This is a genomic window from Polyangiaceae bacterium (assembly GCA_015075635.1).
Lineage (GTDB): Bacteria > Myxococcota_A > Polyangia > Polyangiales > Polyangiaceae > JADJKB01.
The window spans coordinates 2157377-2169406 of sequence record JABTUA010000001.1 but is presented as its reverse complement, the minus strand read 5'-3'; the positions used below and the strand labels follow the sequence as shown (position 1 = coordinate 2169406).

At 68.0% G+C, this 12030-nt stretch carries 20 protein-coding genes; 1 reads left to right on the top strand and 19 read right to left on the bottom strand.

What is annotated here, in order from left to right; translation table 11 throughout:
- Positions 1–217: 217 nt before the first annotated feature.
- The 15 genes from HS104_09785 to HS104_09715 form a co-directional block, all read right to left on the bottom strand.
- Positions 218–736 carry a hypothetical protein gene (locus HS104_09785; protein ID MBE7480259.1) on the bottom strand — a complete coding sequence of 173 codons (519 nt, stop codon included), beginning with the start codon at positions 734–736 and terminating at the stop codon, positions 218–220.
- The gene (locus HS104_09780; GenBank protein MBE7480258.1) at positions 733–1026 is read right to left on the bottom strand and encodes a hypothetical protein; all 294 of its coding nucleotides are present in this window, start codon (positions 1024–1026) and stop codon (positions 733–735) included. Before HS104_09780 ends, HS104_09785 begins: the two co-directional genes overlap by 4 nt.
- Positions 1014–1331 carry a hypothetical protein gene (locus HS104_09775; protein MBE7480257.1) on the bottom strand — a complete coding sequence of 106 codons (318 nt, stop codon included), beginning with the start codon at positions 1329–1331 and terminating at the stop codon, positions 1014–1016. Before HS104_09775 ends, HS104_09780 begins: the two co-directional genes overlap by 13 nt.
- Complete coding sequence (locus HS104_09770) at positions 1328–1633, bottom strand: hypothetical protein (GenBank protein ID MBE7480256.1); 306 nt, start codon at positions 1631–1633, stop codon at positions 1328–1330. The genes HS104_09775 and HS104_09770 overlap by 4 nt, the downstream gene beginning before the upstream one ends.
- Before the next feature lie 3 nt (positions 1634–1636).
- A complete protein-coding gene (locus tag HS104_09765) occupies positions 1637–2287 on the bottom strand; it encodes a hypothetical protein (GenBank protein ID MBE7480255.1) in 651 nt (216 codons plus the stop codon).
- Between the two features lie 250 nt (positions 2288–2537).
- Positions 2538–2969, bottom strand: a complete 432-nt coding sequence (locus HS104_09760; protein ID MBE7480254.1) for a hypothetical protein — start codon at positions 2967–2969, stop codon at positions 2538–2540.
- A gap of 11 nt (positions 2970–2980) precedes the next feature.
- Positions 2981–3223 carry a hypothetical protein gene (locus HS104_09755; protein ID MBE7480253.1) on the bottom strand — a complete coding sequence of 81 codons (243 nt, stop codon included), beginning with the start codon at positions 3221–3223 and terminating at the stop codon, positions 2981–2983.
- A complete protein-coding gene (locus HS104_09750; GenBank protein ID MBE7480252.1) occupies positions 3220–3699 on the bottom strand; it encodes a hypothetical protein in 480 nt (159 codons plus the stop codon). The genes HS104_09755 and HS104_09750 overlap by 4 nt, the downstream gene beginning before the upstream one ends.
- Positions 3696–4157, bottom strand: coding sequence for a hypothetical protein (locus tag HS104_09745; GenBank protein MBE7480251.1), 462 nt, complete (start codon positions 4155–4157; stop codon positions 3696–3698). The genes HS104_09750 and HS104_09745 overlap by 4 nt, the downstream gene beginning before the upstream one ends.
- Position 4158: 1 nt before the next feature.
- A complete protein-coding gene (locus HS104_09740; GenBank protein ID MBE7480250.1) occupies positions 4159–5634 on the bottom strand; it encodes a hypothetical protein in 1476 nt (491 codons plus the stop codon).
- Positions 5631–6209, bottom strand: coding sequence for a hypothetical protein (locus HS104_09735; GenBank protein ID MBE7480249.1), 579 nt, complete (start codon positions 6207–6209; stop codon positions 5631–5633). Before HS104_09735 ends, HS104_09740 begins: the two co-directional genes overlap by 4 nt.
- A gap of 325 nt (positions 6210–6534) precedes the next feature.
- Positions 6535–6849: a hypothetical protein gene (locus tag HS104_09730; GenBank protein MBE7480248.1), complete on the bottom strand. Its 315-nt coding sequence runs from the start codon at positions 6847–6849 to the stop codon at positions 6535–6537.
- A 306-nt stretch (positions 6850–7155) separates the two neighbouring features.
- Positions 7156–8394, bottom strand: coding sequence for an ATP-binding protein (locus HS104_09725; protein ID MBE7480247.1), 1239 nt, complete (start codon positions 8392–8394; stop codon positions 7156–7158).
- A 101-nt stretch (positions 8395–8495) separates the two neighbouring features.
- The gene (locus tag HS104_09720) at positions 8496–9437 is read right to left on the bottom strand and encodes a hypothetical protein (GenBank protein ID MBE7480246.1); all 942 of its coding nucleotides are present in this window, start codon (positions 9435–9437) and stop codon (positions 8496–8498) included.
- A complete protein-coding gene (locus tag HS104_09715; GenBank protein MBE7480245.1) occupies positions 9437–9634 on the bottom strand; it encodes a hypothetical protein in 198 nt (65 codons plus the stop codon). The genes HS104_09720 and HS104_09715 overlap by 1 nt, the downstream gene beginning before the upstream one ends.
- A gap of 231 nt (positions 9635–9865) precedes the next feature.
- Here HS104_09715 and HS104_09710 point away from each other — a divergent pair, with 231 nt between their 5' ends.
- Complete coding sequence (locus HS104_09710) at positions 9866–10264, top strand: hypothetical protein (GenBank protein MBE7480244.1); 399 nt, start codon at positions 9866–9868, stop codon at positions 10262–10264.
- Between the two features lie 198 nt (positions 10265–10462).
- Here HS104_09710 and HS104_09705 read toward each other — a convergent pair whose 3' ends face one another.
- Genes HS104_09705 through HS104_09690 form a run of 4 tightly spaced genes read right to left on the bottom strand, consistent with a single transcriptional unit; the run spans position 10463 to position 12028 of the window.
- Positions 10463–11323, bottom strand: a complete 861-nt coding sequence (locus HS104_09705) for a hypothetical protein (protein ID MBE7480243.1) — start codon at positions 11321–11323, stop codon at positions 10463–10465.
- Complete coding sequence (locus HS104_09700; protein ID MBE7480242.1) at positions 11320–11589, bottom strand: helix-turn-helix domain-containing protein; 270 nt, start codon at positions 11587–11589, stop codon at positions 11320–11322. The genes HS104_09705 and HS104_09700 overlap by 4 nt, the downstream gene beginning before the upstream one ends.
- 14 nt (positions 11590–11603) lie before the next feature.
- Positions 11604–11837, bottom strand: a complete 234-nt coding sequence (locus HS104_09695; protein ID MBE7480241.1) for a hypothetical protein — start codon at positions 11835–11837, stop codon at positions 11604–11606.
- On the bottom strand, positions 11834–12028 hold the full coding sequence (locus HS104_09690; protein MBE7480240.1) for a hypothetical protein: 195 nt from the start codon (positions 12026–12028) through the stop codon (positions 11834–11836). Before HS104_09690 ends, HS104_09695 begins: the two co-directional genes overlap by 4 nt.
- Between the last annotated feature and the right edge of the window lie 2 nt (positions 12029–12030).

The following is a 12030-nucleotide window of genomic DNA, read 5'->3' as shown; positions in this document are numbered from 1 at the left end:
ACACTGGCCACCCGGGGCTGGACGGCGTCACTCACACCGGCCAAGCGTCCTGGATGTTCTCCGACTGCCTTGACTAGTCTCGACCCTTTGGGGGCGGTGAGTGGCCCTACCGGCTTGCGCCGGTCGCCGTGCTGGACACCAGGACTGTAGGGCCTGCCGGGAGGGTTCGCAACGAACCCGCTGTGCCCCCTGGCCAAACCCCTGGAATCCTGCGGAATCACGCCGCCACCTGCCCGAAGAAGAAGCCCCCAAGCTCGGCCAGCCCGTAGTTAGCGACGGCCATGGCGTCGGACTCGTCGCAGGTCTCGAAGCGCGCACCGGACGCACGTAGCGCCGTGAACACCGCGACCTTGGGGTCAGTGCGCGGCACCTTCCCGAGTAGCAGCTTGCGGGCGCTGGCCATGTTCACCGTGTGCAGCTCGACGCCAGCGCGCACCAGCTCGAGCCGGACGACCCCGCCAAGTTCGCCCAAGGTGTGCGCCGCGGTCACGCGCGAGAAGGCGTAGCCCTCGATGAACGCCAGCGTTGCGCCGGTGCTCCGTGCGAACGCGACAAGCCGATCCGCGATCGTCTCGGTGCGCCGTGCGCGCTCTGCGTCCGTTGCATCCCGTCGAAGTCGCTCGCCGACCACGACCGATTCCACGCGGCTCCAATCGCCATCCCACGCGCAAGGCACCGCGACAGCGGCGGCGGCCGTGACCGAGAGGTCAAGCCCTAGGATCACGCTCGGGGTCACGCGACCGCCTCGAACTTCGCGCTCTCGATCACCTGCACCGCGCCGCGAATCGGTTCGCCGTTGCCGTCTCGGACTTCGCGCACCCGACCGCCGTGGAACACCTCGCGCGCCATCCCGCACGCGGCGTGCTGCTCCGAGACCAACTCCGAGCGTAACTGCGGCTCGTGCTGCCGCGCCCAGCGCTCCGCTTTCGCAGCGTCAGCACCGGGCGCCAGGAGCACGACAACGCGCATCCCGTCGAGCCGGACCGTGTGCCCCTTGGCGCGGAGCGATGCGATCAGCGTCGCCACGATCCGCTCCGCCTGTCGGCTGACTCGTAGCTATCACGCACGCGGCGCGAGTCGAGCCGGCCTTGCGCGATGTGCGCTGCCGCGATCCGGTGGTCGGCCTCCGTCATGCGCACCACGGTCTCGCCCTCGAGCGCCAGGCGAAGCGGCGGCAGGTCTTGGTTGCGTTCGACGATGACGCCAGCGGCGATCAACTCGGCGCGCAAGGCGACGGGATCGACGACGGCGCGGGCAAGGCGTGCGGGTGGAATGTCGCGCGGTGTGCGGCCGGTGGAAGTGAGCGGTGGCAAATGTTGGGTCATGGTCACGGATCCAATGGGCATGAGAGGTTCGGCAGACTGATGCCGGGCAAGCTCGGCAGCGTGATGTTGAGCGACGGGATCGGCAGCGACAGGTTCGGGAGCCCGGGCAGGTCAATGTCCAACGTCGGCAGCGAGATCCCGGGCAGCGAGGGCAGAGCAAACGCGAGCGACGGGATCGGGATGTTGATCGAGGGCAGTCCCGGCAAGTCGATGTCGAGCGACGGCAAGCCGATGTTTGGCAAGCTCGGGAGCGCGAACGCCAACGACGGGATCGGCAGCGAGAGCGAGGGGAAGTTGCACAGGGTCACGGCTCACACTCCCATCGCAACGAAGCACCCGGGAACGCCCTTGATGCCCGCGGGCAACGTCGCACCGGGCGCTGCAGCGACGAGCATCCCGGTAGGCATCGCGCCGCCGAGCATGAGCGTGCCAGTCAAAACGATCTTGTCGTTGATGAGCTGGATTCGCGCCTGCCCCGTCGAGCTCGACAGGACCACGCCGTTTTGCTTGCTGATCTCGAGACGGCCCCAAGGCGTCAGCGCGTTCAGCGTCTCGTTTTTGCCGTCGAGGTAGAGCGTCAGCGTCTCACCCGCCGCCGTCTTCGAGACCATCGCGCATTGGCGCTTCTTCTCCTTGCATTGAACCTGCGCCGCCATGTTCGGACCGGTGGAGTGCAAGATCGTGTCGCCAGCCTCGAGCTTGCCGATCACTTTCGCCGTGCGCGTGTCGCGTGCGCCGATGCAGACCGCGTCTCTGGCGCCAGCGCCCGTCACGATCACGCCTTCGCAGAAGCCATCATCGGTCACGCCGTAGGGCGCGCTCGACACGCCGAGGCACTGCATCAAGGGCGCGTCGCCGAAGTCTTCGGTCTCATCGAGGAAGGGCTGCTTCGCTGACACCAGCGGTGCACCGGTTTTGGCGTCGAGGGTGACGCCGTCCAAAACGACAAGTTCAATGCTCATGATGGGAACCTTTCAGGCGCCGAAGCGCCGAGAGAGAGGGGAAGGACCGCGGGGCACCCGCCTAACGAAACGAATCGCTGGGGCGGGTGTCTGCGGCGCGCTGCATCGGGCGCGAGCAGGGGACCGAAAAGAACCCCGCTCAAGCGCCACCTGTCGCGCTTGCGCCGCCCTCAGGGCGGGCCAAGACAGGTGCCGGGACCCGAACGGGAAGGAAGAACCCTGACCCCGGCGGTCGCTGCAACATCTGTGATCACGTGCGCGCGCCGTGGTGAGCCAGGTTGCGCACGTGGAGATCCGAGACGCGCCCGGTCAGCTTGTCGCGGTCGTGATTCGAGAGCGACCGGAGTATCAGCCGGAGCTGCTCTCGCGAACGCTCGCGCCCGGGGTTGACGTTCTTGCGCTCGACGGCCTCGATGAAGTCCAGCGCCTCGGGCTGCCACGCAACGAAGCACACGCGGCGTGGACTGCCCTCGGCACTGCGACAGCGCAGGCTGTAGAAGCCGGGCATCGTCGCCGTGAACGCCGAGCCGTCGATCTGAACGGCGCCAGGCTCCGGCTCGGTCACCACCTCCAGCGGGTTGCCGTCGAGCTGGACGTCGTGGCCGGTGACCGACACGGACTCCCCCACCAGCACCTCGCGGCACTGGCTGACCGTCCACGGATGGCGGTCGAGGGTGGACATCACGTCGAAGGTCAAGCGGCCTCCGGAGCGGGTGGCGGGTTCTCCGCCTCACGCAACGCGGCGCTTCCGCGGGCGTAGCTGGTGGGGTTCGACGCGAGCAGGCGACGCGCCAGGATGGCTTGGCCGGCGGCGTCGAGCTCGCGCACGCGCTTGGCAAACGCGACGTCTTCGGGAGTCGTGAGGGCGCGCTCGCGGTCGCGCTGCGCTTTGGCGTCGGCCTCGCGGGCCTGGCGGAATCGGTCGTGGGCGCTCATTGCTCCAGCTCCCGTTCTGCGGCCTGGACTGCGTCGCGGTGCGCCGCATCGATGCGCATTCGCTCTTGCTGCGCCAGGAGCTCGACCGCTCGGCGCTCGACTGCCGCGGCACGATCGGCGGCTTCGCGTGCGGCTGCCGCCTGCTTGGCCAGCTCGTGCGCGGGCGGCCCCTTGGCCCACGGTCGCAGCCGTTGCCACAAGTCGCGGGCTCGCTTCTGGTTCTCCAGCTCGACGCTGTGATCGCGCTGGTAGATCGCGAGCGTCGGAGCCTTGGTGCGCAACTGGCGCTCGAACTCGTCCAGCTCCGCGAGCTGCGGCTCCGCGGTGTCGAAACCCGCGTGGTAAGCGATCTCGATCGCGCTCTGAACGCGGGCGCCGAGTGACGGCGTCTGCCTATCGGCGAGCGCGTGCTCGATGCGCGCGCGGATCGGCGCGGGGGCGCCGTGGCGAGGGTGGTTCCAGAGTGTTTTGCTCATGTGGTCTTCTTCTCCAATCGTTCGATCACGGCCGCCGTTTCGCGGCCTGGTTCGTTCAGCCAAACGCGCGCCGCGTACCGGTCGCTTGGGGTTTTCCTCGGAAGCTGCGCGTACAGATCCGCCGGCTCGAAGGCGCACAGCTCGAGCGTGCGCGTCCACCCGCCGGGCAACGTGCAGCCGATGACGTAGACGCCAGGCACGTCGGGGCGAAGCTCCTGCGGTCGCGTCTGCGTCGAGCCCGGTGGCACGCGGAGCAGCGCCCAGGTGGCGCGCATGTCGGCCACCGGGGTCAGGCGCAGGGCTTCGCCGATCTCGCACTCGAGCCGGCGCATGTCGCCCGTCTCGAACCCCTGGCCATGGTCGTCGCCGAAGAACTTGGAGCGGACGGCGAGGCCGACGGCCAAAGCCTCGAGCTTTTGAGCGAAGATCTGCGGTGGAGTCGTTCGTTGCGCTTGCATGTCATCTCCCGGGGGCCAGGTAGCGGCCGCCAAAGTTCGTGTAGGGGTTGCCCTCGACCGGCGGCGCCCAGAGTGAGGCCGCGCCGGTTGCATCGGGGTCGGTCAGGACGTGGCCGATCGTGATCAGGGTGGAGATCCAGTCGCGCCCGCGCGTCTGGTATTCGAGGCCGCCGCTCCGTGTGAAGCGGTACGCCAGCGAGAGCATTTCGCGACGCATGCCCGCGTGAGGGACGATGCTCAGCGTGCCTTCGCGCAGCATCCGACGCAGGAACCGGATCGCTTCTTCCTTCGAGGGCTGAGACCAGGCGTAGGGCTTGAAAAGCAGCTCGCGCTGGGTGAAGAGCGCGCCGAGGGAGGTTGACTCGCGCTGGTCCGAGAAGACCGACGTCGCGCCCCATGCCTCTGCTCGCTCCGCGATGCGCGCCACGACTTGCTCGATCGAGGTCTGCGCCAGCTCTTGGTTCTCCCAGCCGCCGATCTCGGCAACGCGGAGGATTCGTTTCGTCTGCGGCGGGAGGTAGGTCTCGCGGCCCCACTCGTCGCGAATGATGTTGCGGTCAGCGTCGAGCGCGAGCACCCGCTGCCGGCTGGGAAGCGCCCACGCCGCGATCGAGTAGCAGAAGCCATCCCCGCCTTCCGTGAGGTTCGACGGATCGATCGAGACGAAGGGACGCGAGAAGGTGTAGCCCGGCACGGCCGGCTGGAACGCGCGCTCCATGGCCTCGATGTCGCCGAACGCCAGGCCTGCGGCGGCGCTGGGTCGAGCGCCATACTCGCGAGCGTGGACCGCGGCGTCCGGCTCGAGCTCGTGCGTCTGCGCCTCGGAGATCCCATCGGGGTTGGCGACCCATGAGGGCGCGTTCGCGACGATCTGCGCCTCGGTGTCACCCTGGGCGAAGCGGTCGTAGTGGAAGTCCACGACAGAGACGGGCGACGAGATCAAGAGCTTGTGTGCGCCCGGGTGCGTCACGGTCATGGCGTTGGCGCTCGCGATCACCTCTTTGGCCGGCGCGCAGCCTTCGCTGGGCCACTTCGCGAGCTCGTCGGCACTGAAACCGAAGGACCGGAAGCCGGACACCGCTCCGATCTCGGCAGCGCGCACGATGAACCCGCGTGGTAGGTCGCGGAGCGCGATCTCGTCGCCCGTGCGGTCGAAGGCAACGCCGAGCACCTCGAGGGCACGCTCCAAGAGCCGGAGGCGTTGCTGCGCCTCGGCCTTGTTCTCGGAGAGGAAGATCCAGTAGTGGCGCTCGCCCGGCGGGATCTGCCACTCGCCGAAGAGCGTCTCGTTCAGCGCGACCTTGACGGCCGTGTGCGACTTCGCGCCGCCGCGTCCGACCTGGGCAACGAGGGTGTGAGCGGTCGGGTGCGCGTAGAAGCGCGCGTTCTGGTCGCGCCACCAGGCCGTGAGCGGGGGGATGCCTGACGCGGCAAGGCGCCCGTCCAGCGTGCAGAGCGTCTCGAAGGTCGCGCTCATGGCTTGCCTGCCTTGCCGGGCTCGATGCCCAGGTCGGCCATCCACTGCGGGCGGGCCTTGGGGCGCACCTGGGCCTCGCGGCTCGCCAGCTCCCACGCCGCCATGCCGTGCCCGCGGGCCTCGATGCGGAGCTGCCGGGCCTCGGAGCGGAGGCGCTCGGCTCGGGCGGGGTCCGTCGCGTCGAGCTCGGCCGCCTTGGCGCGTGCCCACCGCGCATCAGCGAGGGCCTGGCGCTCATGCTCGACCAGCGCACACACCTCGGACGACAGCTCGCCACCATGCGCCCGAGTCAGCTCCCCCCGGCGGAAGGCAGCGAGGCGCTTGGACCAGCGGTCGGCAGCCTGCCAGGCGGCGTCGCCCTTGGCCTCGAGGCGCGCCAGGGCGCCCTGATTCCCCGCCCTGAACTTGGCGTTCTTGGCGAGCGAGTTACCCGGCATGAAACGGCCGGCGGGGTCGCGGTCACGTCGGGCCGGATCCGCTGGCGAGGCCGGCGGTAGCTCGTCGGCGGGAAGCGTCTCGATGACGACCAGGGCGCCGAGCTGGCGGGCTCGGCCATGGGCTGACCTCAGGGCCACAGCTGCGCCTCCAGGCGACGGCGAGCCGCGCGCACCAAGGCGCGGGCCTGGTCTCGGGCCGGGCTCTGTCGCCGAAGCTCGATCTGGTCCTCGGCTCGGCTGAGGGCGTCGGCCATCGCGGCACGAGCCTCCCGGCGGTGCGCGAAGTCGTCCGGAGTGAAGCCCCGAGACCGGTACAGGCTCAGCGCCACAGAACGCGCGTCATCGTCCTGGAGGCCCCGGAGCACCTCCGGCCACCCAAAAGCGCTCCCACGCGGCGAAGCTGCGCCGCGCACAGCCGTTTTGGTGCGGGTTGGTGAAGCGGTCGAATGAAACTCGGTCATGGTCAGCGCCTCCCGGGTTCGCGGGGGTAGAGGGTTGGGGTGGGTCGCCGCTCTGCGGCCTCGGCAAACGCCGCGCGCACCCGGGCCGCTGCGGCGGCAGCGTCGGGGTCAACGTCGGCGGGGTCGAGCTCGTCGGCGTCGTCGTCCACCGGCCAGTCGTGGCGCTCGATGACGATGGGCGGCTCGGAGTCGTCGGGGCCGTTGATGACGATGCGGAGCGTCCGGTAGCGCGGCGCGCCCAGGGTCATCCCGGCGGGGCCGTCGAGGGTTGCCAGCGGGCGCACGTCAGCGCCGCCGGCCTCGTGAGAGTCGGTCATTGGGTTGTCTTTCGGGTCGTGGAAAACGCGGGGTTTCCCGCGCATCGGCAGAACGGCATCGGCGCTTGCTGGCCGGTCGTCTGCGTTTCCAGCGGAAAACGCGCTGGTTCGGGTGTGAGCGGGGCGGCTACGTCAGCCGGAAGTCAGCGGTCGGCCGCACCCGGCTGAGGGCTCGGCCTCAGCGTCGAGGGCCACCGCGAGGGCGCTGCATCGAGCTGGGCGCCCTCAGCGTGTCGGCCCGCGGGTCAGGTCGGGGGGCGGCGTCGGGGCGCTGTTCCGGGAGAGACGCAGCGCGGGCGCAGCCAGTCACTCCGCGGGCACAGTGTGTGTTTCCCTGAGCGTCTCCAGCTTCTTGTCATCGAGGTTCCCGCTTGCGAGACCGTCCATGATGGTAAACGGCTGCACCAACGGATTCCGGAAGCGGTACCGAAATCGGCGCGATGACCCGATCTTGGTGAGCATCTGGCCACGCTGGGTCTCGCACAATTCGGAAAGATGACGAGAGAATGCGGGAATCTCGAAACGCCGGCCCACTATGATGCTGAGCGGGTCGCGGACGTCGCTAGCTTGAAAGTACCCGAGCGAATCAGTCCGCGCGAGAGCGCAGGCCAGCACAACCTCACGGTAGAGGTTGTCGCGGCGCGGGCTCATCACCGCTCGGTGGTGTAGCGACCGGATGCTCTCCTGAGTGTTTGCCACAGCGGTCTGAATGCCCTCGGCCACATCGAGCATGTCGATCGCATTCCGGTCATTTTTGGCAGCCGCCCTGCCCGAGTGGAGTGCCACGAGGTGCGTGTAGTGCGGGAGACCTTGAGAAAGCTGGACGATCCGATTCTGAGCCGGCGCCGTGATCGTGTACCCCACCTCCCCGAAGCCGCGCTGGACGATCTCGAGCAATTCAGCATCGGACATGCGGGGCATCTGGATTTGTGCGAGCGCCCGTTCGATAGACTCATGTTCCGCGATCAGGGTTCCCACCGTGTCGGCCACGCCGACAATGATGACCACTGCGTTCGTCGCCTGATCGGACAGCGTCTTGATGGTGTCAGCGATCAGTGCGCTCGCGTGCAAAGCGGCCCGATCGAATTCGTCGATGATGACGATGATCCGCGCCTTGGCGGACGCTTGCACCAGAAGTGTCCGCACATCATCCGGTCGCACTTTTTCTGGCAACGTGGCACTCAGCGGAACGGCGACGGATTTCTTCGGCGCGCCAAAGCCCAGACCTTGTTGCGTGCTCACGCTCTGCAGTTGACCGAATACCTTGTGCCAGATAGACGAAAAGTCGTCGGTGCCGTCGGTAGTAATCTTCACAGCGACGACGCCACCCTGGCCGAAGCTGCTCAAATACTCTCGGATGATGCTCGCGAGCGACGTCTTCCCGACCCCGCGTTCGCCATAGATGATCGCGTGCCGTCCAGGCTGAGTCACTGCGTCAATCACCGCAGCAAGTTGCTGCTTGCGCCCGGCGAACAGCCTCAGTTCATCGACCGGAGCCGCGGGCCGGAAGACCTGGCCAAGCTGATAGTAGGCGGTTGCATCCATGTCGCGACGCACACTACCGCCGTGCTGGTTACCCCCGCAATCGGCAGATGGATCCGCTGGCGGCAGTCGTCGAATCCGCCGGCAAGCGCGAAGCCGAGCCGTCACTGCCTGCTCTCCTTCGGCCACAAGTCCAGCACCTTCCCTGCCCTCGCCCCGGCCTCGCAGATCTTCCTGGTGAACGCCTCGCCGTACTTCTCGACCACCTGCTCCGGCTTGAGCCCGGTCGTCACCCACGTGACCCGCCCCGTGTCGTAGCGGTAGGCGATCACCTCGCCGATCACGTCGTCGGCCCCGGCGCGGCGAGACTCCCACCCGAGATCATCGAGGCAGAGGATCTGGCAGTTGCGAGCGCGTTCGACTAGCTCGGCCTCGCCGTGCCCGAGCCCGTGTCCGAGTCGAGCGATGGGAAGATCGGCCGCGCGCACCCACCGAAGATCCACGCCAGCGAGCGGGCGATTCGGATCGGGGTGCTCGACGTTGTCCGCGATGAGCCGTCGCGTAGCCGCCACCAGCGCCGTCGTCTTGCCGATGCCAGTCGGGCCGCAGATGAGCCGGCCACCGTGCTCGGGACTGAGCTGCTCCGCCAGCGGTCGAAGCTTCGCGTCGATTCGCTCGAGAAGCTCCGTCATCGAGAGCGAGCCCAGCGCGAACGGACCGTCGGTCAACGCATGGCCCACGCGGAAGGCGATGGTTTGGCGCTTCTGCTCTGCCAGCCGTTGCTTCCCAGCGTCGAGTGCATCGGCGAAGCGCTGCTCCCATCCCGGCTCGGCGAGCTCGTCCGTCCACGTCCACAGGCGCCAGCCGGCGATGCGCGAGCGGCGCACCAGTTCTTCGCGGTCGATGTCCAGCACCGGGCACACGGTCTCGGTCACTTCGTCGGCCGTCAGCGAGGCCTCGGGCATGGGCGGCATCTTCTGTGCGATGACCTCGCCGATGGTCTTCGGTTCGTGGGCTGCGCAGCCGGTGCAGAGTGCCCCACCGGGCGTGCCACAGCGCGCACAGCGCGGCCGCGGGGCGGCGATGGTCATGGTGCTATCGGTCATCAGAGATTCTCCACCGGCATCTCCCAAAGGCCGGCGTTCGGCTGCTTCGGGCCGCTCGTGCGCCCGCCCCTCGCCTCGCGCTCGCGCTTGTACTTCACGGAGTTCGCCAGCCAGGTTGTGAATCTGCCGTTCGGGCTCTTCACGTTCTGTCCGTCGAAGTGTCCGACGAACGCGACGCGCTCAAGCTCGAGATCCACGCGGTGCTCCTGTGCAAAAGCTCGATGCTGCTCGGTGGGGCGCCAGTCCGCTGGGATTGGCGCTTCCCGCTTGCGAGAGGTCTTCGCGCTGGTCCGCTTCTTCGGAGCGCGCTTCGGCCCCGGCGAAGTGAGGGACAAACACTCCGCTGGATCCCTACGCTGGATCCCTACGCTGGATCCTAGGACACCTGTGTCCGCTTCGGGTAACCGTGGATGTCCGCTTCGGGTGTCGTGGATGTCCGCTTCGGGTCGGACAGATTCGGCCACCTCAACCGGACGCTGCTGTCCGCTTGGGCTGCCATCCGAACCGGACACGGGCGTCCGCTTGGGCTTGTCGTTCAACACTTCGATCCTCCACTCGTCGGACGACCGCCCAGCGCCTCCGGGCGCGCCGCGGCGTCGGCGGACGATCCGCACTGGCGCCGAACCTTCGGCAACGTGCTGGTCGAGCAGGGAGAGACGACGCCGAAGCTGCCTCTCACTGATGCCCAGCGCTTCGGCCATCCGCTCTTGTCCGAACCAGGCCACGCCGGTCTTGGCGTTGGCGGAGTAGGCGTAGCGGATACACAGGTGGCGCAGCTCTTCGGGGAAGCCGACGGCTTCGACCGCGTCGAGTACGCGGAACAGTAGGGGACGGGGCATTGGGTCATTGTCCAGGCGGGCACGGATCGCAAGTGCAGCTCGGCCACTCGCGCCCGCACACGTCGCAGTCCGGCACCTCGCGCCCAGCCTTGCCGCGGGGTCGCTCGAGATCAGCGAGTAGCTGGCCGAGTTCGCGGTCGATGTGGGCACGTAGCGCGGCGAGTCGAGCGATCAGTTTCTCGCGGTTCACGATGGCCACCCCGGCAATTTGATGTTCTTCAGCGTCTCGCGCTCCGCGGCTTCGACGACGAGCATGTGGTCGAGCATTTCGCCGTCCACGTGCCCGGAGATCACGTTCTCGACCATCTCGATCAAGGTCTTGGGCGGGATGGCGTCGAGCTCGACGCAGCGGCGTATCCCGCGCTCGACGTCGCGAGGTTTCGGATCTCGCGTCGGGAGATCCATCTCGCGGATCTGCTCCGGAGTCAGCGCGGCCCGGTGAAAGTGGATCTCTGCGCCTTCGCCGAACCGCTCGAGCCCTTCGCGGATCTTGGTGTCGATGTCGAGGCCGGCGGCGTCGTAGTCAGTGAAGAGGTAGATGTGGACGGGCTTGTCCAGTCGGCGAATCGATTCCGCCGACTCGAAGAGGTAGGTCTCGGACGCGAAGCCACGCGACACGAAGAGCGGCACCCGCCACTTGTAGGTGGCCTCGGACAGCACGCCGGCCAAGGCTTCCTTCTCGCACCACACCTGCACGTGTTCTGGCATCACGCGCCAGAAGTCGCGCTTGTAGAGGCGCTGCATTTCGTCCAGCAGGTCGTCCAAGCCGTTGTGCAGGTCCACCGCGTGCTGCCAGCGTGTCGAATCGCTCACCCAGCCATAGGGCATCGCGCTGGCACGCCGGAGATCCAGGACCCGGCGCTGCACCCGGCGGTACCCGGCGTCGTTCTTCGGCACGTGCCCCCTCACGGACATGGCGTAGAAGATGCCGCGGACCGTGATCGGGTTCTGCACGGCGACGTAGTCCAAGATCGCGGAGTCGAGCTCTGAGATCTGGTCCTTGGTGGACCGGAACCGTTTTATGGCGCTAGTGCCGTAAGCGGTCATCGCGCACGCCCCCTCAGCCACGCGAGCACCTCTTCGGCCTCGTAGCGCGGCGCATCGCCCACTTTCAGCTCGGGCAACCCCTCGCGACGCAGGCGGTCGAGGGTGCCCACGCTGATGCCGAGCAGGCGTGCGCAGCCCTCGCGGTCGAGCAGTGTCGGAGCGGCGGCGGGCTCGTGCTCGGAGAGCGCGTCGGCAACGGCAGCGCGTACTACCGCGGCGAGCTCGTCGGCGCGCAGCACGACGAGCCCTGTGATGGGCTCGGACATAATGGGTACTCCGTCTAGGTGGCGACGATCAGCGAGAGCGGACCGGGCGCCGCGTTCTGCTCGCGATAGGCCCACTCACGGTCGACGGCAGGCTTCTCCAGGCGGTGTTCGACGTGAACTGCCAGATCGATCACGTGCTGAACGTCAGATCGCGAAGATCGCATCTTCGGACGCCACTTTCCTGCCGCCTTCAGGACCGCGATTCGCTCGGCGCGCTCGCGCCGCAGTTGGCTGGCTGAGACGGTCACGCGGCCTCACGCAAGCGCATCGCCAGGCGATCGGTGACCGCGTCGCACGCTCGCCTCTTGGGAAGAGAGACCGCCTCTGGATCGCGCTCGTAGACGCGCCAGGTACCGGGCGCGACGTCGGCCAGGGCGGCGGCTTCGGTGATCGAGAGGTTCGCGGCGAGGCGAATTTCGCGCGGGGTTTTGGAGATCATGG

Excerpts from the sequence above, each read along its gene's own strand:
- HS104_09740 (MBE7480250.1), bottom strand. The coding sequence starts at position 5,634 with ATGAGCGCGACCTTCGAGACGCTCTGCACGCTGGACGGGCGCCTTGCC.
- HS104_09760 (MBE7480254.1), bottom strand. The coding sequence starts at position 2,969 with ATGTCCACCCTCGACCGCCATCCGTGGACGGTCAGCCAGTGCCGCGAG.
- HS104_09750 (MBE7480252.1), bottom strand. The coding sequence starts at position 3,699 with ATGAGCAAAACACTCTGGAACCACCCTCGCCACGGCGCCCCCGCGCCG.
- HS104_09720 (MBE7480246.1), bottom strand. The coding sequence starts at position 9,437 with ATGACCGATAGCACCATGACCATCGCCGCCCCGCGGCCGCGCTGTGCG.
- HS104_09690 (MBE7480240.1), bottom strand. The coding sequence starts at position 12,028 with ATGATCTCCAAAACCCCGCGCGAAATTCGCCTCGCCGCGAACCTCTCG.
- HS104_09765 (MBE7480255.1), bottom strand. The coding sequence starts at position 2,287 with ATGAGCATTGAACTTGTCGTTTTGGACGGCGTCACCCTCGACGCCAAA.
- HS104_09755 (MBE7480253.1), bottom strand. The coding sequence starts at position 3,223 with ATGAGCGCCCACGACCGATTCCGCCAGGCCCGCGAGGCCGACGCCAAA.
- HS104_09700 (MBE7480242.1), bottom strand. The coding sequence starts at position 11,589 with ATGTCCGAGCCCATCACAGGGCTCGTCGTGCTGCGCGCCGACGAGCTC.
- HS104_09745 (MBE7480251.1), bottom strand. The coding sequence starts at position 4,157 with ATGCAAGCGCAACGAACGACTCCACCGCAGATCTTCGCTCAAAAGCTC.
- HS104_09730 (MBE7480248.1), bottom strand. The coding sequence starts at position 6,849 with ATGACCGACTCTCACGAGGCCGGCGGCGCTGACGTGCGCCCGCTGGCA.
- HS104_09725 (MBE7480247.1), bottom strand. The coding sequence starts at position 8,394 with ATGGATGCAACCGCCTACTATCAGCTTGGCCAGGTCTTCCGGCCCGCG.
- HS104_09705 (MBE7480243.1), bottom strand. The coding sequence starts at position 11,323 with ATGACCGCTTACGGCACTAGCGCCATAAAACGGTTCCGGTCCACCAAG.